The organism is Streptomyces spinoverrucosus, from assembly GCF_015712165.1.
In the GTDB taxonomy this organism is placed as follows: domain Bacteria; phylum Actinomycetota; class Actinomycetes; order Streptomycetales; family Streptomycetaceae; genus Streptomyces; species Streptomyces spinoverrucosus_A.
This window is the reverse complement of sequence record NZ_JADPZX010000001.1, coordinates 1322241-1339426: the sequence shown is the minus strand read 5'-3', so window position 1 is coordinate 1339426 and position 17186 is coordinate 1322241. Positions and strand designations below refer to the sequence as shown.

The following is a 17186-nucleotide window of genomic DNA, read 5'->3' as shown; positions in this document are numbered from 1 at the left end:
CGCTTTGTGGAAACGTCCAGAGTGGGTGCCGTAGGTGCACTGTGGAGAAGTGTGCCCCTTGACGGTGTGCGGGCGGGAGTGAAGACTCCTTCAACAGAACGTTGAATTCCGTTACGCGGAAGTAAACCCCGTTTCCCGGATGGCACGGGAGCCGGGACGACGGCGAGGAGAGGGGTCCGGGTGTCCGACACTGAACTGGTGCTGCGCTCGACGCGTGTCATCACGCCCGAGGGGACGCGCCCCGCGTCCGTCGCGGTCGCCGACGGGAAGATCACCGCCGTACTGCCGTACGACGCCCCGGTCGAGGCCGCCCGGGTGGAGGACTTCGGCGACGACGTCCTGCTGCCCGGCCTGGTCGACACCCACGTGCACGTCAACGACCCCGGCCGCGCCGAGTGGGAGGGCTTCTGGACCGCCACGCGCGCCGCGGCGGCCGGTGGCATCACCACCCTCGTCGACATGCCGCTCAACTCCCTCCCGCCGACCACGACGGTCGACCACCTCCGCACCAAGCAGGAGGTGGCCAGGGAGAAGGCGCACATCGACGTCGGCTTCTGGGGCGGCGCGCTCCCCGACAACGTCAAGGACCTGCGCCCGCTGCACGACGCCGGAGTCTTCGGCTTCAAGGCGTTCCTGTCGCCGTCCGGCGTGGACGAGTTCCCGCACCTCGACCAGGAGCAGCTCGCCCAGTCCATGGCCGAGATCGCGGGGTTCGGCGGCCTGCTGATCGTGCACGCCGAGGACCCGCACCACCTCGCCGCCGCCCCGCAGCAGGGCGGCCCCAAGTACTCCCACTTCCTCGCCAGCCGCCCGCGCGACGCCGAGGACACCGCGATCGCCAACCTGATCGCACAGGCGAAACGCCTCCACGCGCGCGTGCACGTGCTGCACCTGTCCTCCAGCGATGCGCTGCCGCTGATCGCCGCCGCCCGCGCGGAGGGCGTGCGCGTCACCGTCGAGACGTGCCCGCACTACCTCACGCTGACCGCCGAGGAAGTCCCGGACGGTGCCAGCGAGTTCAAGTGCTGTCCGCCCATCCGCGAGGCCGCCAACCAGGACCTGCTGTGGGCGGCGCTGGCCGACGGCACCATCGACTGCGTGGTCACCGACCACTCCCCGTCGACCGCCGACCTCAAGACGAACGACTTCGCCACCGCCTGGGGCGGCATCTCCGGCCTCCAGCTGAGCCTGCCGGCGGTCTGGACCGAGGCCCGCAAGCGCGGCCACACCCTTCAGGACGTCGTCCGCTGGATGTCCACGCGGACGGCCGAGCTTGTGGGGCTCGGCCAGAAGGGCGCCATCGAGGCCGGCCGGGACGCCGACTTCGCCGTCCTCGCGCCCGACGAGACCTTCACCGTGGACCCCGTCGCCCTCCAGCACCGCAACCGCGTCACGGCGTACGCCGGGCGCACCCTCAGCGGCGTGGTGAAGTCCACCTGGCTGCGCGGGCAGCGCATCGTGGCGGACGGCGAGTTCACCGACCCGAGGGGGCGACTGCTCACCCGCACCCCCTGAATCCCGACGTCTGAAAGGCAGACCTGATCACCGTGACGGCGATACCGAGTTTCACCGGCGACGCGAGCCCCTACGGAGGCGGCGACCCGTACGCGGACTACCGCACCGCCGACTTCCCCTTCACCCAGTACGCCAACCTCGCCGACCGCCGGCTCGGCGCCGGAGTCATCGCCGCCAACGACGAGTTCTTCGCCCAGCGCGAGAACCTGCTGGTGCCCGAGCGCGCCGAGTTCGACCCCGAGCACTTCGGGCACAAGGGCAAGATCATGGACGGCTGGGAGACGCGGCGCCGCCGGGGCGCGTCCGCCGAGCACCCCTGGCCGACCGCCGAGGACCACGACTGGGCGCTGATCCGCCTCGGCGGGCCCGGCGTGATCCGCGGGATCGTGGTCGACACCGCCCACTTCCGCGGCAACTACCCGCAGTCCGTCTCCATCGAGGGCGCGTCGGTCGCCGGCTCTCCGTCTCCCGAGGAACTGCTGGCCGACGACGTGAAGTGGACGACCCTGGTCCCGCGCACGCCGGTCGGCGGCCACGCGGCGAACGGTTTCGCCGTCGCGGCCGAGCAGCGCTTCACGCACCTGCGGGTCAACCAGCATCCCGACGGCGGCATCGCGCGCCTGCGCGTGTACGGCGAGGTGGTGCCGGATCCCGAGTGGCTGGCGGTGCTGGGCGCCTTCGACGTGGTCGCCCTGGAGAACGGCGGCCAGGTCGAGGACGCCTCCGACCGCTTCTACTCGCCGGCCACCAACACCATCCAGCCGGGCCGCTCCCGCAAGATGGACGACGGCTGGGAGACGCGCCGCCGCCGCGACCAGGGCCATGACTGGATCCGCTACCGCCTGGTGGCCCAGTCGCAGATCCGCGCGATCGAGATCGACACCGCGTACCTGAAGGGCAACAGCGCGGGCTGGGCGTCGGTGTCGGTACGGGACGGCGAGGACGGCGACTGGACGGAGATCCTCCCCCGCACCCGCCTCCAGCCCGACACCAACCACCGTTTCGTACTCCCGACCCCCGCCGTCGGCACGCACGCGCGCGTGGACATCTTCCCGGACGGCGGCATCTCCCGCCTGCGCCTGTTCGGCTCCCTGACCCAGGAGGGCGCCACCCGCCTGGAGTCCCGCCACCAGGAGCTGGGCGGCTGACGCCGCCCCTTGGGCCGGGCGGGCCGTCACCGCGCCCTGGGCCGGGCGGGCTGACAGTCATCCGGAACCGGGCGGGCCGACACTGCCCTCTCGACCGGGCGGGCCGACTCCGCGCCCTGGACCGGGCGGGCCGACTCCGCGCCCTGGACCGGGCGGGCCGACGCCCATCCGGAACCGGGCGGCTGACGCCGCTCTCGGACTCGCGGGACGCACCGGCCTGGACAGCACCGGTGCGTTCCGCGTGGCTCACGCCGCATACCCGCCGTCCACCGGGGGACGGGCTCTGGTGGTGGGGGGTGGGCGACGGTCGCCCGCCCGGCCGGGGCGCTCGGTGGTCGTTCGGCCGGCGGGCTCGTCGGCCCGGATGGCACCGGTGCGTCCCGCGTGGCTCAGGCCGCGTGGCCGCCGTCGATCGAGAACTCGGCGCCGGTGACGTATGAGGCGCCGGCGAGGTAGGCGACCATGGACGCCACCTCCTCGGCCGTCCCGAAACGCCCCAGCGCGGTCATCGCCGCCTGACCGGCCGCGTACGGCCCGTCGGCCGGGTTCATGTCGGTGTCGGTCGGACCGGGGTGGACGATGTTCGCCGTGATCCCGCGGCCGCCCACCTCCCTGGCCAGAGCCTTGGTCAGCCCGATCAGCGCCGCCTTGCTGGTCGCGTAGAGCGTCCCGCCGGGCCCCGGCACCCGCTGGGTCATGCAGGTGCCGATGGTGATGATCCGGCCGCCCTCCCTCATTCGCGCGGCCGCCGCCTGGGAGGCCAGGAAGACGCCCCGGACGTTCACCGCGAGGACCCGGTCCACGTCGGCGAGCGACAGGCTCTCCAACGGCCCCAGCACCCCGACGCCCGCGTTGTTCACCAGCACGTCGAGCCCACCGAGCGCCTCAGTCGTACGCTCCACGGCCGCCACCGCCTCGACCGCGTCCGCCGCGTCCGCCCGCAGCGCCACCGCCCGGCGCCCCAGCGCCTCGACGGCCCGTACGACGCCCTCCGCCGCCTCCTTGCCGGTCACGTACGTCACAGCCACGTCGGCGCCCTCCCGCGCCAGCCGCACCGCCGTCGCCGCGCCGATCCCGCGGCTGCCGCCGGTCACCAGCGCCACCTTGCCGTCGAGGGCCGTTCGAAAAGTCACGTTCCGGGTTCCTTGAGAGGTCATACGCCCATTCCAGCGGCGGCCCCACGAGCGTGCCGGCGGCGAACGGACACCGAGGTGGCGCGCCCGGAACTCCTGGCTTCACCTCCCGCGTTCTCCCCATGTGACACTGCAGCAAGAGATCGTCGGCAACGCCATGCAGATGGCGGTCGTCAACCTGCGCCCGGGCCAGACCGTGTACTGCGAGGCAGGGAAGTTCCTGTTCAAGACCGCGAACGTGACCATGGAGACCCGGCTGTCCGGCCCGTCGGCCGGCGGCCCGGCACAGGGCGGCGGCTCGGGCGCCGCGGCGGCGGGCATGGGCGGCCTGCTGCGCCAGGCCATGGGCACGGCCATGCAGGTCGGCCAGCGAGCGCTGGCCGGTGAGTCCCTGGCGTTCCAGTACTTCACCGCCCAGGGCGGCGAGGGCACCGTCGGCTTCGCGGGCGTACTGCCCGGCGAGATGCGCGCCCTCGAACTCGACGGCACACGCGCGTGGTTCGCGGAGAAGGACGCCTTCGTGGCCGCCGAGTCCACCGTCGACTTCGGCATCGCCTTCCAGGGCGGGCGGACCGGCATGAAGGGCGGCGAGGGCTTCATCCTGGAGAAGTTCACCGGTCACGGCACGGTGGTCATCGCGGGCGCCGGCAACTTCATCGACCTCAACCCGGCCGACTTCGGCGGCCGCATCGAGGTCGACACCGGCTGCGTGGTGGCCTTCGAGGAGGGCATCGAGTACGGCGTCCAGCGCGTCGGCGGCCTCAACCGCCAGGGCCTGATGAACGCCGTGTTCGGCGGCGAGGGCCTGTCCCTGGCCACCCTGGAGGGCAACGGCAGCGTCATCCTGCAGTCGATGACCATCGAGGGCCTCGCGAACGCGCTGAAGAAGGCCCAGGGTGGCGACAAGCAGGGCCCGACGGGAGGCCTGTTCTCGACGAACGTCGGATGAAATCCGTGGGCCGGCGATGAGTCGCGGGTGCCGGTGGGGTCTGACCTGATGAAAGCGGGACCCCACCGCACACGGATCTTCAGGAAGAAGGCACCGCCATGGGCAAGCTCGTCCTCACCAGCTTCGTCACCCTCGACGGCGTGTACCAGGCCCCGGGCGGCCCCCAGGAGGACACCCGCGACGGCTTCGAGCAGGGCGGCTGGATCTGGCCGTACGCCGACGACGACTTCCGACGGTTCGTCGAAGAGGTCTTCCAGCGCGTCGGCGCGTTCCTCCTCGGCCGCCGGACGTACGAGATCTTCGCCGGGTTCTGGCCGAAGGTGACCGACGCCGACGACCTGATCGCCTCCCAGCTGAACACCATGCCGAAGTACGTCGCCTCCGCCTCCCTCACCGACCCCGGGTGGTCCGGCACCACCGTCATCAGCGGCGACCTCGCCAAGGAGGTCACCGCCCTGAAGGAGAACATCGACGGCGAGCTCCAGGTGCACGGCAGCGGCGCCCTCGCCCGGTCCCTGCTCAACCTCGGCCTCGTCGACACCGTGCACCTGCTGACCTTCCCGGTCGTGCTCGGCGCCGGCCGCCGCCTGTTCGCCGAGGGCACCGTCCCGACCACCTTCCGGCACACCGGCGGCCGGATCACCTCGAAGGGCGTGTCCATACAGACGTACGACCTGGCCGGAAGCCCCGACTACGGCTCGTTCGAGCCTCCCGAGAACGCCTGACGGGCCGGCGCACTCACCCCGTGGGTTCACTTTGTTAACTCCACGAAAAATCACGGGACTTGACGGCGAACTCCACAGTCTTGTCATTGACATGTCAGCGTCTACGCGCGTCATCATAGGCCCATGAGAATCCCCCCACGCGCCACCCGGATCGGCGCCGCAGCCGCTCTCCTGTCCGTCCTTCTCGTCGGTGGCACCGTCGCCGCTACCCCCGCGGGCGCGGCCGCCACGGCGGTCGGCAGCATCTGCTACAGCGACCTGCCCTCGCAGGCGTACACCACCCTGAACCTGATCGAGCAGGGCGGCCCCTTCCCCTACCCGCAGGACGGGCAGACCTTCTACAACCGCGAAGGCATCCTGCCCAGCCAGTCGACCGGCTACTACCACGAGTACACGGTCAAGACTCCCGGCAGTTCCACGCGCGGAGCCCGTCGGATCGTCACCGGCGAGGACTACCAGGAGGACTACTACACGGCGGATCACTACGCGTCGTTCGATCTGATCGACTACGACTGCTGAACCTCGGAGCACGACTGCCGAGGCGTCCGGCAAACGCTTGACGGTAAGGACCCTCGCCCCGCGGACCCCCCACACCCATCGGCCGCGGGGCGAGGCACGTCCACCGGAAGTCGGTCGTCGTCATCCGGGCTGGGTGAGCCGTTCGACTCGACGGTGGATGTGCTCCACGTGGTGCTCCGACTCCGGCTTCATCAGCACGCTGCGCAGGATTCGGGCGCTGTCGGCGTCCGCGCTGATCTTGGGGTGGCGTGCGGTGAACGCCTCGCGGTCGGCTTTGAGAGTGCTCAGGAACACCGGGTCGGAGCTCGCCATGCCGTCCGCCAGGATGCGGGCGGAGGCCCTGTCGATGCCGCTCAGGGTGGCGGGTTCGACGGAAGGGAAGTAGCCGACGATGTCCAGCTCCGGCTGCTGGTAGAGCTCCAGATGGTCGGACGCGGTGATCAGTTCGGCCCACCGCAGTGCGGCCCGGCGGCCCGCCGCCAGCACCCGGCCCAGCCCGTCGGCGGTGGGCGGCAGGAGCTGGAAGGTGAGCCACAGGGCGGCGGCCGAGGCGCCGGCGCGTGAGCACTCCAGGCTGATCTCCCCGAGATGGAGGTCGGCGGAGGTGAAGTAGGTGTACGGCGAGTCGTGCAGGTAGAAGCGGCCCACCTCGGGGTCGCGGAAGAGGACGGCACCGCAGCCGTAGGGCTGGAGTCCGTGCTTGTGCGGGTCGATGACGACCGAGTCGCACCGGGCGATCGCCCGCCAGGGCTCGGGCGCGAGCCCTTCGGGTCCCTCGCCGCCGGCCAGCAGGGTGAAGAAGCCGCCGTAGGCGGCGTCGACGTGGATACGGATGCCATAACGCTGCTTGAGGGCCAGGGCCTCGTGGATCGGGTCGACGGCCCCCAGTCCGGTGGTCCCGGCGGTCAGGACGACCGTGCCCACCCGGCCGCCGCGCAGGAGGTCCTCCAGCGCGTCGAGGTCCATACGGCCCCGGTCGTCCGTCGGCACCGCGTGGCCCTCCACCCCCAGCACACGGCACATGCGTCCGTGGGTGTAGTGGGCGTCCGCGCTGTAGGCGACGCCTCGGCCGGGGTGGAGTTCGCGGGCGACGAAGAGGGCCTCCAGGTTGGCGATCGTGCCGCTGGTGGTGAGGTGGCCCAGGAAGGTGTCGTAGCCGAACATGGCGGCCAGCTGGGCAACGGCCTCGCGTTCCATCCGGGCGGTGGCGGGGCCGCCGTCCAGGGCGTGGTTGTTGGGGTTGATCAGCATGGCGGTCACGTAGCCGACCACCGCGGCGGGGTGCGGGGGCTTGAGCATCTGGCCCGCGTAGTGCGGGTGGAAGAAGGGGTAGTTGTCCTTCAGCCTTCCCGTCAGCTCCTCGAAGGCCGCGGCGAAGCGGATGTCGTCGACCTGGAGCGACGGGTGGGGCTCGTATGCGCCGAAGGTGTCGGCCCAGTCCTGTATCGCGGCGGTGGCCCGGCCGAGCCAGTGCTGCAGTTCCACTGATCTTCCTCTCCCCGGTGCGGTCTGATGTGAGGGCGTCGACCGCGCGTGCGTCCACCCTGCGCATCCACCATAGGATTTCGCTGAGTAGTCAGCAATTGAGTGCTCAGCAATTGAGACGTCAGTAGGTGATGGCGCACTAAACTCGTCCGGTCAAGGCCGTCAGGAGTTCGATCAAGGTCGTAGGAATGGGAGGACCCGGGCAGATGGATGCCGCGCCCCGGCGAGCGGATGACCAGGCCGCCCGTGCTGCCAACAGCCCACTCGTGCACGACTTCGGGCTGCTGATCAAGGCCGCGACGCGCCTGGAGCAGCGGATCGACAGCGCCCTGCGCCGGGAGTGCGGCATCAGCCACACGATGCTGGAGGTCCTCATCAGGCTGTGCCGCCGGCCCGGCGAGGACGTGTCCCAGCGTCAGCTCGCCGCCGACCTCATCCTCACCAGCAGCGGCACCACCCGGCTGATCGACCGCATGGAGGAGGCCGGTCTGGTCCGCCGCGTCGCGTCTCCCGCCGACCGCAGAAGCGTCCTGGTGGAGGCGACCGAGCAGGGCCGTGCCGCGTTCCTCAAGGCCGCGGCCGTGCACTCCCAGGTCGTCGAGCGGTACTTCGTCGCACCGGTGGCCCGTGACGACTACGCACGGCTGACCGGTGCGCTCAGCGAGATCAACAGGGCGCTGGGCGATCCGGGGCGGCCGGCGTAAGCGTTCCGCGCACGCGTCCTTCAGCCGGCCTTGCGGCTCTCGGCGGCGGCGAAGAGCGCGAACGCCAGCACGACTAGGGCGATGCTCGCGTAGATCTCGTATCCGTCGAGGAAACCGACTCGCTGTACGAGGCCGATGTGCCAGTCGGTGAACTCGTGTACCAGGCCCATGACGCCCTGCACCAGGGCGATGAATCCAAGGAACTCCAGCAACTGCTTCATGGGTACGACCTTCGCCCCGCGCAACCCCCGCACGCATCGGCCGCGGGGCGAGACCCGGCCTACCGAAGTCGGCGATCTTCGCCGCCCGGCCGCGCCGAAAGTAGCGGGTTCGGCGACTTTGGTCGGCGATCCCGCGCGCGGGTAGGTGGCACGGTGCGGTCCTGCGTAGATTTGTCGACCGTGAAAGGTGACAGGACGGCACAGGCGGCGTCGGCGTTCGAGGGACGCCGATGGCTGTTCCCGTCCGCTCTGATCCACGCGCTCGACCCGGACGCCGGACATTCCGGCCGACGGCCCCGGCGCACCGCGCGCGACTGGCTCGTCGACTTCGCCTGCTTCTTCCTCGCCATCGTCGTCGGCCTGCTGGCGGCGGACTCCATGACGCCCGAGAACACCCCGGGCGCCCTCCTCGTCCTCGACCAGTGCCTCGGCGCCCTGTCCTGCGCCGCCGTCTGGCTGCGCCGCCGCTGGCCGGTCGGGCTCGCGATCGCGATGGTGCCGATCGGCTTCATCTCCAACACCGCGGGCGGCGCCGGTATGGTCGCCTTCTTCACCCTCGCGGTGCACCGGCCCTTCCGGTACGTGGCCTGGATCGGCGGCATCTCCATCGCCGTGATCCCGCTGTTCTTCTGGCTGCGCCCGGAACCGGAAATGCCCTACCCGGTGGCCGTCGCGTTCACCGTGCTGCTCAGCGTCTGCGTCATCGGCTGGGGCATGCTCGTACGGTCCAAACGGCAGCTGATGTTCAGCCTGCGCGACCGCGCCCAGCGCGCCGAGACGGAGGCCCATCTGCGCGCCGAGCAGGCGCAGCGGCTCGCGCGTGAGGCGATCGCCCGGGAGATGCACGACGTGCTGGCCCACCGGCTGACCCTGCTGAGCGTGCACGCCGGCGCGTTGGAGTTCCGGCCGGACGCTCCCCGCGAGGAGGTCGCCCGGGCGGCCGGTGTCATCCGGGAGAGCGCGCACGAGGCCTTGCAGGACCTACGGGAGATCATCGGCGTGCTGCGGGCAGGCGAGCCCGATGACGCCGGCCGCCCCCAGCCGACGCTCGCCGCCCTGGACGCGCTGGTCGCCGAGTCCCGCGAGGTCGGCACCAAGGTCACCCTCGACCTGCGGGTCACCGACCCGTCCGCCGTCCCCGCCTCGGTCGGCCGCACCGCCTACCGCATCGCCCAGGAGGGGCTGACCAACGCCCGCAAGCACGCCCCTGGCACCGAGGTCACGGTGTCCGTGACCGGCGCGCCGGGCGAGGGCCTGGCCGTCCGCGTGCACAACCCCGCCCCCGAGGGCGACGTCCCGCACGTGCCCGGCTCCGGGCAGGGACTGATCGGACTGACCGAGCGCGCGACGCTGGCCGGCGGACGGCTGGAGCACGGGGCGCGGCAGGACGGGGGCTTCGAGGTGCGGGCCTGGCTGCCGTGGGGCGCGCACGGACCGTGAACGATCACGTATCCTCCCATGTCGCTGCCGGTCCACGGCAGTTGACTTGGATGCGGGGACAGGCCGCCCTTGGTGCGGCCATCAGCACCGCGTGCGCCGGGAGGAAACAGCACAGTGAGTTTCGGGGGACCCAATCCGTACCAGCCGCACTGGCCACCGAACGGCGGCCCCCCGCCACCGCCCCCGAACACCGGACCGTACGTCCCACCGCCCACGAACACCGGACCGTACGTCCCACCGCCCACGAACACCGGACCGTACGTCCCACCGCCCACGAACACCGGACCGTACGTCCCACCGCCTACGAACCCGGGACCGTACGTCCCACCGCCTACGAACCCGGGACCGTACGTCCCACCGCCCACGAACACCGGACCGTACCCGCCGACGGGCAATCCGTACGCGCCGCAGCCGCCGTACCCGCCGCCGAACAACCCGTACCACCCGTACCACCCGTACCCGCCGTACTCCCCGCAGCCGTACCCGCCGCAGCGCAACGGCTCTCTCTGGTCGCAGATCAGGGGTCTGCGCGGTGCGGAATGGCCGCCGCTGCGCGAGCTGTTGCGGGCCGGGCGGCCACGCATCCACGGCTGTGTGTGGGCGCTGGTGCTGTTCCCGTGCACCTGGTTCGTGATTCCGCCCCTGCTGCTGTGCTACTCGTTCGCCCGTTCGGCCCGCCTGCGGGCGCACCGGCTCTTTCCGGTCAACGGTCACCGGCGCTTCGACGACCCCCAGGTGTGGCGCGTGCAGAAGGCGCGGGCCTGGACGGCGGCGGTGATGTCCGTGCTGTTGCTGCTCGTGTACGGCAAGCCGGAGGACTTCGGCGAGGCGCAGCAGCAGTACATGCTGCGGCTCGCCGTCACCCCGCCGCTGCTGCTGGTCAGCGCCCCCGTGGTGATCGCGGTGCTGTTCCGGGTGGCGTCGGCGGCGGCCAGGGCCGAGATGCGGTCGCGGGTGCGCGCGGCCGGACGGTCGGCCCTGTGGTACGTCGGTGCCGTGACGGCGGTGCCGCTGTGCCTGGTGGGCCTCACCCTGGCCGACCAGGAGACGGGCACGCCGGACCCCTGGTACAGCACGGTGGTGACGTGGGCGCTCGCCCTGCCGATGGTCTGGCTGCTGTTCTTCCTGGGCTTCGCCACCGGCCCCGCGATCCGCAGCGGGTTCAACGCCGCCGATGTGCACGCCGCGCTGCCCGCCCTGCTCACGGGCGTCCTGGTGTGGGAGTTCGCGGCCATCAGCCTGGCCGCGGGCGGGACGCCGCCCGGTCCGCCGCTGATCCAGGTCCTCGCCCTGCTCGGCGGCCCGGCCTCGGTCACCGCGGTGGCCTGGTGGGAGATCGGCCGGCTGCGCGACCGGTACGGGGTACGGCTTCGGGCCTGATCCCCTCGCAACCGTGCCGGCGGCGCGACACAACCGTGATTACGTGAGGGCCATGACTGCCATCCGACTGCTTCTCGTCGACGACGACCCCCTGGTGCGGGCCGGGCTGTCCTTCATGATGGGCGGTGCCGACGACATCCGGATCGTCGGCGAGGCCGCCGACGGCGGCGAGGTCGAGGCGCTCGTCGACCGCACACGCCCCGACGTCGTCCTGATGGACATCCGGATGCCGACGGTCGACGGCCTCACCGCCACCGAGCGGCTGCGCGCCCGCCCGGAGGCCCCGCAGGTCGTGGTCCTGACCACCTTCCACGCCGACGAACAGGTGCTGCGGGCGCTGCGCGCGGGCGCCGCCGGATTCGTCCTCAAGGACACCCCGCCGGCCGAGATCCTCGACGCCGTGCGCCGGGTCGCCGCCGGTGACCCGGTGCTGTCGCCCACCGTCACCCGCCAGCTGATGGAGCACGCGGCGGGCACCGCCGCCGACACCCGGCGAGCCCGCGCGCGGGAGCGGATCGCCGCCCTCAACGACCGCGAACGGGAGGTCGCCGTCGCGGTCGGCCGGGGCCTGTCCAACGCCGAGATCGCCACGGAGCTGTTCATGAGCGTGGCCACCGTCAAGACACACGTCTCTCGCGCCCTCGCCAAGCTCGACCTCAACAACCGCGTTCAGATCGCGCTGCTGGCGTACGACGCGGGACTCCTCGAAGGAGACACCCCCTAGCGTTCCGACGAGAATCTCCTCCGCGAGGTGTCGTATCGGGGCGTCCGCCGGACGTCTTACTGGTGAGAGGCCATGAAGGCGTTCGACCCAGTGGAGGCACACCCATGACAACGCAGCCGAAACCGATCCCGGACGCATACCGCCGGATCACCCCCTGACTCATCGTCCAGGGCGCGGCTAGGTGTGCCGGTGCGCTGGTAGTGCCCCAGCTCACCAACGCCCAAAGGGGCGCGGGGAACTGCGCGACCAGCCACGACGCGCCCGCAGCCGAGGTACAGGCCTCCTAACGGCGCCCCAGCGCAGCGTCACCGCAGCACCGGCTCCGCCCCGCCCGGGACCTCCGCGAGGCGGACGGGTCTGTGCTCCCGGCGGGACAGCTCGCAGGCCTCGGCGATCCGCAGCGCCTGCAACGCCTCGCGCCCGTCGCACGGGTTGGCCCGCTCCCCCCGCACCACCTCGACGAAGGCGTTCAGCTCGGCCTCGTAGGCAGGCCCGAACCGCTCCAGGAAGGTGGTCCACGGCTTGCTGGCGGCCGGCGGCCCGGTCGGCTCGGTGGACGCGATGGGCGTGCGGTCGTCGAGCCCGACCACGACCTGGTCCAGCTCCCCGGCCAGCTCCATGCGCACGTCGTAGCCGGCGCCGTTCAGCCGCGTCGCGGTGGCCGTCGCCAGGGTGCCGTCGTCGAGGGTGAGAACCACGGCCGCGGTGTCGACGTCCCCGGCCTCGCGGAACATCGCGGGACCGGCGTCGGACCCGGCGGCGTACACCTCCGTCACCTCGTGCCCGGTCACCCAGCGCAGGATGTCGAAGTCATGGATGAGCGTGTCCCGGTACAGCCCGCCCGACAGCGGCAGATACGTCACCGGCGGCGGCGCCTGGTCGGAGGTCATCGCGCGCACGGTGTGCAGCCGGCCGAGCCGCCCGGAGCGGACCGCCTCGCGGGCACCGGTGTAGCCCGCGTCGAAGCGGCGCTGGAACCCCATCTGCAGGATGGTTCCGGCCGTCTCGACCTCGGCGATCGCGTGCAGTGAGCCGGGCAGGTCGAGTGCGATCGGCTTCTCGCAGAACACCGGCAGCCCCGAGCGCGCCGCCCGGCCGATCAGGTCGGCGTGCGCCGCGGTCGCCGTCGTGATCACCACCGCGTCCACGCCCCACCGGAAGATCTCGTCCACGCCCGGCGCGGCCGTCTCCCCGAGCCGGTGCGCCAGCTCCAGCGCCCGCGCGGGATCCGCGTCCGTGAGGATCAGCGAGCCCACGTCACGGTGGCGGCTGAGCGTGTTCGCATGAATGGTGCCGATGCGGCCCGTACCGATGACGCCGATGCGCATGAGAACAAAGTGGGGTCCCACCCACGGCACTGTCAATGCTTATGTCCGGACAATCGGACTTCACAACTTCCCGTCAACCCGTCACAGAGCTACGCTCAGGCCCGTGCCGAAACCAGACGTGGACCCGACCGTGCGGCTCGACCTCAGCGTGGACCGCAGCTCGCCCGTGCCGTTGTACTTCCAGCTGTCCCAGCAGCTGGAGGCCGCCATCGAGCACGGCACGCTCACGCCCGGCAGCCTGCTGGGCAACGAGATCGAGCTCGCCGCCCGGCTCGGCCTGTCCCGCCCCACGGTCCGCCAGGCCATCCAGTCGCTGGTCGACAAGGGCCTGCTGGTCCGCCGCCGGGGCGTGGGCACCCAGGTCGTGCACAGCCAGGTCAAGCGCCCGCTGGAGCTCAGCAGCCTCTACGACGACCTGGAGGCGGCCGGGCAGCGTCCGGCCACGAAGGTGCTGGTCAACACCGTCGTCCCGGCGTCCGCCGAAGTGGCGGCGGCGCTCGGCGTCGCCGAGGACAGCGACGTACACCGCGTCGAACGGCTGCGGCTGGCGCACGGGGAGCCGATGGCGTACCTGTGCAACTTCCTGCCCACCGGCCTGATTGAACTGGACACCGAGCAGCTGGAGGCCACCGGCCTGTACCGGCTGATGCGGGCCGCCGGGATCACCCTGCACAGCGCCCGCCAGTCCATCGGCGCCCGGGCCGCCACCGCCGGCGAGGCCGAGCGGCTCGGCGAGAGCGAGGGCGCCCCGCTGCTGACCATGCAGCGCACGACGTTCGACGACACCGGCCGCGCGGTCGAGTACGGCACGCACACCTACCGTCCGACGCGCTACTCCTTCGAGTTCCAGCTGCTCGTGCGGCCCTGAGCGCCATGAGAGCCGCCCCTTTTCGGGGGCCGATTCGTCGCAATGTCCGGACAATGCGACCGAGTCGCGCTCCCCGGTCGCGAGCCGCATGATCCCTGTGTTCGATACTGGGGCGTTTGGGGTCGGTGAGACGACCGGCCCTCGCGTACCGGAGAACACAGCAAGAAGGGCACGGCCTCGTGGCACGGTTTCGGACCGGGTTTCGGACCTGGGTAGGCATCGCGGTGGCAGGGGCGCTGTGCGCGTCCCTCGCGGGGTGCAGCAGCACCGGCGGCAAACGCGCCGAGGACGCCCGCAAGGCCGCGGCCGCGCAGGGCAGGGCGGCGGTGAACACGCCCCGCTGGACCTTCGCCATGATCACCCACTCGGGTGACGGCGACACCTTCTGGGACATCGTCCAGAGCGGCGCCGAGCAGGCCGCCGTCAAGGACAACATCAACTTCCTGTACTCCCACGACGACGAGGCACAGCAGCAGGCGCAGCTGGTGGACGCGGCCGTCGACAAGAAGGTCGACGGCATCATCGTCACCCTCGCCAAGCCGGACGCGATGAAGGCCGCCGTGGCCCGTGCGGTCAAGGCGGGCATCCCCGTGGTCACCGTGAACTCGGGCTCCGCGGAGTCGAAGGAGTTCGGCGCCCTCACCCACATCGGCCAGGACGAGACCATCGCCGGCCAGGCGGTCGGTGAGGAGCTGAACAAGCGCGGCAAGAAGAAGGCGCTGTGCATCCTGCACGAGCAGGGCAACGTCGGGCACGAGCAGCGCTGCGCCGGTCTGAAGGAGACCTTCGACGGCACCGTGCAGAACCTCTATGTCACCGGCACCAACATGCCCGACGTGCAGTCCGGCATCGAGGCCAAGCTCCAGTCCGACAGCGCGGTCGACGCCGTCGTCACCCTCGGCGCCCCGTACGCCGACACCGCCGTCAAGGCCAAGCAGGGCGCCGGCAGTGACGCAGAGATCGACACCTTCGACCTGAACGCCAAGGTGGCGGCCGGACTGCGGGACGGCACCCTCGGCTTCGCCGTCGACCAGCAGCCCTACCTACAGGGCTACGAGGCGGTCGACCTGCTGTGGCTGTACAAGTACAACGCCGACGTCCTCGGCGGCGGCAAGCCGGTGCTGACCGGCCCGCAGATCATCACCAAGGACCAGGCGGGCGCACTGGCGGAGTACACCGAGCGGGGCACCCGATGACCGCGATCACTGATGAAAGGATTCTGCACACCTCTCCGCTGCGGAAGCTGCTCGGCCGTCCGGAACTGGGCTCGGTCGTCGGTGCCGCCGCCGTCTTCCTCTTCTTCGCCCTGGCCGCCGACAGCTTCCTGAAGGCATCGAGCCTGAGCACGGTCCTCTACGCCGCCTCGACGATCGGCATCATGGCCGTCCCGGTCGCGCTGCTGATGATCGGCGGCGAGTTCGACCTGTCCGCGGGTGTCATGGTGACGTCGTCCGCCTTGGTCTCGTCGATGTTCAGCTACCAGATGACGGCCAACGTCTGGGTCGGCGTCGGCGTCTCGCTGCTCGCGACCCTCGCCATCGGCGCCTTCAACGGCTTCATGCTCACCCGCACCAAGCTGCCGAGCTTCATCATCACGCTCGGCACCTTCCTGATGCTGACCGGCATGAACCTCGGCTTCACCAAGCTGATCTCCGGCACGGTCTCCACCAAGACCATCGCCGACATGGAGGGCTTCCCCACCGCGCACGACGTCTTCGCCTCCACGCTCACCCTCGGCGGCGTCAACTTCAAGATCACCATCCTGTGGTGGTTCGCGCTGGTCGCCCTCGCCAGCTGGATCCTGCTGCGCACCCGCGCCGGCAACTGGATCTTCGCGGTCGGCGGCAACCAGGACACGGCCCGCGCGGTCGGCGTCCCGGTCACCAGGACCAAGATCGGCCTCTACATGGGCGTGGGGTTCGGCGCCTGGATCTCCGGTCAGCACCTGCTCTTCAGCTACGACGTCGTCCAGTCCGGCGAGGGCGTCGGCAACGAGCTGATCTACATCATCGCCGCCGTCATCGGCGGCTGCCTGATCACCGGCGGCTACGGCAGCGCGGTGGGCTCGGCGGTCGGCGCCCTCATCTTCGGCATGACCAGCAAGGGCATCGTCTTCGCCGAGTGGAACCCCGACTGGTTCAAGTTCTTCCTCGGAGCGATGCTGCTCCTCGCGACCCTGCTCAACGCCTGGGTCCGCAAGCGCGCGGAGGCGACCAAGTGAGTCAAGCGGTGGGACGTACGGCACTCGTGGAGCTGTCCGACGTCAGCAAGCACTACGGCAACGTCCGCGCCCTCGAAGGTGTCTCCCTGGAGGTGCACGCGGGGGAGATCACCTGCGTGCTGGGCGACAACGGCGCCGGTAAGTCGACCCTGATCAAGATCATCGCCGGACTGCACCGGCACGACGGCGGCACCCTGCGCATCGACGGCGAGGAGATTCGCCTCGACTCCCCGCGCGAGGCCCTGGACCGCGGCATCGCGACCGTCTACCAGGACCTGGCCGTCGTCCCGCTCATGCCGGTCTGGCGCAACTTCTTCCTCGGCTCCGAGCCCCGCAAGGGCGTCGGCCCCTTCAAGCGCATGGACGTCGACTTCATGCGCCGCACCACCCACTCCGAACTGCTGCGCATGGGCATCGACCTGCGCGACGTCGACCAGCCCATCGGCACGCTGTCGGGCGGCGAGCGCCAGTGCGTGGCGATCGCACGGGCCGTCCACTTCGGCGCCAAGGTCCTGATCCTGGACGAACCGACGGCGGCGCTCGGCGTGAAGCAGTCCGGGGTCGTCCTGAAGTATGTGGCGGCGGCACGTGACCAGGGCCTCGGTGTTGTCTTGATCACCCACAACCCGCATCACGCGTACATGGTGGGCGACCGTTTCGTGCTCCTGAAGCGCGGCGCGATGGCGGGCAGCCACACCAGGGACTCGATCACGCTGGACGAGCTGACACGGCAGATGGCAGGCGGAAACGACCTGGACGATCTACGCCACGAACTGCAGCGGACGTAGGGGCGCGGGGCTGTGTCAATATGCGGCTCCGCCGCGGG

17 protein-coding genes are annotated in these 17186 nt (G+C 71.0%); 13 read left to right on the top strand and 4 right to left on the bottom strand.

Annotation, left to right across the window (positions count from 1 at the left end; all coding sequences use genetic code 11):
- Window positions 1–180 precede the first annotated feature (180 nt).
- On the top strand, window positions 181–1515 hold the full coding sequence (allB, locus tag I2W78_RS06100; RefSeq protein WP_196457636.1) for an allantoinase AllB: 1335 nt from the start codon (window positions 181–183) through the stop codon (window positions 1513–1515).
- Window positions 1516–1547: 32 nt separating this feature from the next.
- Entirely contained in the window at window positions 1548–2663 is a 1116-nt protein-coding gene (gene alc, locus I2W78_RS06095) for an allantoicase (protein ID WP_196457634.1), read from the top strand.
- A gap of 389 nt (window positions 2664–3052) precedes the next feature.
- Here alc and I2W78_RS06090 read toward each other — a convergent pair whose 3' ends face one another.
- The gene (locus I2W78_RS06090; RefSeq protein ID WP_196457633.1) at window positions 3053–3820 is read right to left on the bottom strand and encodes an SDR family oxidoreductase; all 768 of its coding nucleotides are present in this window, start codon (window positions 3818–3820) and stop codon (window positions 3053–3055) included.
- A 100-nt stretch (window positions 3821–3920) separates the two neighbouring features.
- On the opposite strand from I2W78_RS06090, the gene I2W78_RS06085 reads away from it, so the two are divergent.
- The 3 genes from I2W78_RS06085 (at window position 3921) to I2W78_RS06075 (ending at window position 5989) form a co-directional block, all read left to right on the top strand.
- Window positions 3921–4745 carry an AIM24 family protein gene (locus I2W78_RS06085; protein ID WP_196457631.1) on the top strand — a complete coding sequence of 275 codons (825 nt, stop codon included), beginning with the start codon at window positions 3921–3923 and terminating at the stop codon, window positions 4743–4745.
- 98 nt (window positions 4746–4843) lie between these two features.
- Window positions 4844–5470 carry a dihydrofolate reductase family protein gene (locus I2W78_RS06080; protein WP_196457629.1) on the top strand — a complete coding sequence of 209 codons (627 nt, stop codon included), beginning with the start codon at window positions 4844–4846 and terminating at the stop codon, window positions 5468–5470.
- A gap of 123 nt (window positions 5471–5593) precedes the next feature.
- Window positions 5594–5989: a ribonuclease domain-containing protein gene (locus I2W78_RS06075; protein ID WP_196457627.1), complete on the top strand. Its 396-nt coding sequence runs from the start codon at window positions 5594–5596 to the stop codon at window positions 5987–5989.
- Window positions 5990–6109: 120 nt separating this feature from the next.
- Here I2W78_RS06075 and I2W78_RS06070 read toward each other — a convergent pair whose 3' ends face one another.
- Window positions 6110–7474 (bottom strand): pyridoxal phosphate-dependent decarboxylase family protein, encoded by a 1365-nt coding sequence (locus I2W78_RS06070; RefSeq protein ID WP_196457625.1) that lies wholly within the window; start codon window positions 7472–7474, stop codon window positions 6110–6112.
- A gap of 206 nt (window positions 7475–7680) precedes the next feature.
- Between I2W78_RS06070 and I2W78_RS06065 the strand changes: the two genes are divergently transcribed.
- On the top strand, window positions 7681–8178 hold the full coding sequence (locus I2W78_RS06065) for a MarR family winged helix-turn-helix transcriptional regulator (RefSeq protein WP_196457623.1): 498 nt from the start codon (window positions 7681–7683) through the stop codon (window positions 8176–8178).
- A 20-nt stretch (window positions 8179–8198) separates the two neighbouring features.
- Here the strand turns inward: I2W78_RS06065 and I2W78_RS06060 are convergent, their stop codons facing one another.
- On the bottom strand, window positions 8199–8399 hold the full coding sequence (locus tag I2W78_RS06060) for a hypothetical protein (protein ID WP_196457621.1): 201 nt from the start codon (window positions 8397–8399) through the stop codon (window positions 8199–8201).
- A gap of 171 nt (window positions 8400–8570) precedes the next feature.
- Between I2W78_RS06060 and I2W78_RS06055 the strand changes: the two genes are divergently transcribed.
- The 3 genes from I2W78_RS06055 to I2W78_RS06045 all read left to right on the top strand — a co-directional run bounded on the left by I2W78_RS06055 (window position 8571) and on the right by I2W78_RS06045 (window position 11943).
- Entirely contained in the window at window positions 8571–9839 is a 1269-nt protein-coding gene (locus tag I2W78_RS06055; RefSeq protein ID WP_230885346.1) for a sensor histidine kinase, read from the top strand.
- A gap of 114 nt (window positions 9840–9953) precedes the next feature.
- Complete coding sequence (locus tag I2W78_RS06050) at window positions 9954–11219, top strand: hypothetical protein (RefSeq protein WP_230885345.1); 1266 nt, start codon at window positions 9954–9956, stop codon at window positions 11217–11219.
- Window positions 11220–11271: 52 nt separating this feature from the next.
- On the top strand, window positions 11272–11943 hold the full coding sequence (locus I2W78_RS06045) for a response regulator transcription factor (protein ID WP_196457617.1): 672 nt from the start codon (window positions 11272–11274) through the stop codon (window positions 11941–11943).
- 305 nt (window positions 11944–12248) lie between these two features.
- Here I2W78_RS06045 and I2W78_RS06040 read toward each other — a convergent pair whose 3' ends face one another.
- A complete protein-coding gene (locus I2W78_RS06040; protein ID WP_196457615.1) occupies window positions 12249–13271 on the bottom strand; it encodes a Gfo/Idh/MocA family protein in 1023 nt (340 codons plus the stop codon).
- Window positions 13272–13401: 130 nt separating this feature from the next.
- On the opposite strand from I2W78_RS06040, the gene I2W78_RS06035 reads away from it, so the two are divergent.
- From I2W78_RS06035 to I2W78_RS06020, 4 genes are all read left to right on the top strand, one after another.
- On the top strand, window positions 13402–14139 hold the full coding sequence (locus I2W78_RS06035; RefSeq protein ID WP_196464436.1) for a GntR family transcriptional regulator: 738 nt from the start codon (window positions 13402–13404) through the stop codon (window positions 14137–14139).
- Window positions 14140–14318: 179 nt separating this feature from the next.
- Window positions 14319–15335 (top strand): sugar ABC transporter substrate-binding protein, encoded by a 1017-nt coding sequence (locus tag I2W78_RS06030; RefSeq protein ID WP_445330147.1) that lies wholly within the window; start codon window positions 14319–14321, stop codon window positions 15333–15335.
- A complete protein-coding gene (locus I2W78_RS06025) occupies window positions 15332–16360 on the top strand; it encodes an ABC transporter permease (protein WP_196457613.1) in 1029 nt (342 codons plus the stop codon). Before I2W78_RS06030 ends, I2W78_RS06025 begins: the two co-directional genes overlap by 4 nt.
- A complete protein-coding gene (locus I2W78_RS06020) occupies window positions 16357–17148 on the top strand; it encodes an ATP-binding cassette domain-containing protein (RefSeq protein WP_196457612.1) in 792 nt (263 codons plus the stop codon). The genes I2W78_RS06025 and I2W78_RS06020 overlap by 4 nt, the downstream gene beginning before the upstream one ends.
- The last annotated feature ends 38 nt before the right edge of the window (window positions 17149–17186 follow it).

Coding starts and splice junctions, on each gene's coding strand:
- I2W78_RS06090 (WP_196457633.1), bottom strand. CDS start 3,820: ATGACCTCTCAAGGAACCCGGAACGTGACTTTTCGAACGGCCCTCGAC.
- I2W78_RS06080 (WP_196457629.1), top strand. CDS start 4,844: ATGGGCAAGCTCGTCCTCACCAGCTTCGTCACCCTCGACGGCGTGTAC.
- I2W78_RS06075 (WP_196457627.1), top strand. CDS start 5,594: ATGAGAATCCCCCCACGCGCCACCCGGATCGGCGCCGCAGCCGCTCTC.
- I2W78_RS06065 (WP_196457623.1), top strand. CDS start 7,681: ATGGATGCCGCGCCCCGGCGAGCGGATGACCAGGCCGCCCGTGCTGCC.
- I2W78_RS06060 (WP_196457621.1), bottom strand. CDS start 8,399: ATGAAGCAGTTGCTGGAGTTCCTTGGATTCATCGCCCTGGTGCAGGGC.
- I2W78_RS06045 (WP_196457617.1), top strand. CDS start 11,272: ATGACTGCCATCCGACTGCTTCTCGTCGACGACGACCCCCTGGTGCGG.
- I2W78_RS06040 (WP_196457615.1), bottom strand. CDS start 13,271: ATGCGCATCGGCGTCATCGGTACGGGCCGCATCGGCACCATTCATGCG.
- I2W78_RS06025 (WP_196457613.1), top strand. CDS start 15,332: ATGACCGCGATCACTGATGAAAGGATTCTGCACACCTCTCCGCTGCGG.